This window comes from Photorhabdus sp. RM71S, assembly GCF_042879355.1.
GTDB lineage: Bacteria > Pseudomonadota > Gammaproteobacteria > Enterobacterales > Enterobacteriaceae > Photorhabdus > Photorhabdus kayaii.
The window spans coordinates 1-843 of sequence record NZ_JBHFKV010000149.1 but is presented as its reverse complement, the minus strand read 5'-3'; the positions used below and the strand labels follow the sequence as shown (position 1 = coordinate 843).

General features: G+C 36.4%; 2 protein-coding genes. Both read left to right on the top strand.

Going from position 1 to position 843, the window contains the following annotated elements:
* The first annotated feature begins 123 nt into the window (after positions 1–123).
* Complete coding sequence (locus ACGF5R_RS24195) at positions 124–546, top strand: hypothetical protein (protein WP_112886956.1); 423 nt, start codon at positions 124–126, stop codon at positions 544–546.
* Positions 539–843, top strand: a 305-nt coding sequence (locus ACGF5R_RS24190) for an NUMOD4 domain-containing protein (RefSeq protein ID WP_387693164.1), incomplete at its 3' end; no start/stop codon positions are given. The genes ACGF5R_RS24195 and ACGF5R_RS24190, both read left to right, overlap by 8 nt.

Sequence of the window (843 nt, the reverse complement as noted above, 5' to 3'; positions counted from 1 at the left end):
TCTTGGATTAACTGCGGGAATTGCGGAACAGATGGTCCGTTATCGAAATGGGAAAATAGTTACAAGGAAGCGGAATCGGCAGCTATTCGAGTCTGGAATAAGAGAGTAAATAATGGGGGATAAATGGAAGCTGATTTTTGTTTTCACGAATCAAATAAATCTCAGGCATGGGAAATATTGAAAGAAACACTTCAAACGAAACAGCCGCATCGAATTATTATTAAGCCTTGGAAGAACACCCGATCATTATCTCAGAACAATTTAATGTGGTTATGGAATGAAGATGTATTGAATATCGTTAATTCCATATCTACAGAAAAACTAGGCAAAGAAGAGATGCATGAATATTTCAAGGATTTGTTTTGTCCTGTGAAAGTTATTTCGGTAATGGGTGAGGAAAGAAGAGTTAAGTCAACGAAATTGCTGAATACTGAAGAGATGACGTTTTATCTAAGAAGGATTGAAGTTTGGTGTATTGATCGTGGAATCAAGCTAAGAATTCCCGCTGATTCAGAATATCACAAGAGGAGATTGAACGATGAGTAAGGAGATTTGGAAAGACGTTCCCGGGTACGAATCAAGATATCAAGTTAGCAATACTGGCAGGATTAAAAGTAAGGACATGGTTGTAAGAACGTGTGGAAGGGGAGGAAAAGGTGAGACAACAAGGATTATGAAAGGCAAGCTGTTAAATCTATGTAGAACTCAGCAATACGATAGAATTTCAATTGGTAAAAATAAGCATCAGTTAGTGCATAGATTTGTTGCATTAGCTTTCATACCAAACCCCAATAATTATCCAATTGTTAATCATATCGACGGAAATAAAAAAAATAATCATGT

Coding starts and splice junctions, on each gene's coding strand:
- ACGF5R_RS24195 (WP_112886956.1), top strand. CDS start 124: ATGGAAGCTGATTTTTGTTTTCACGAATCAAATAAATCTCAGGCATGG.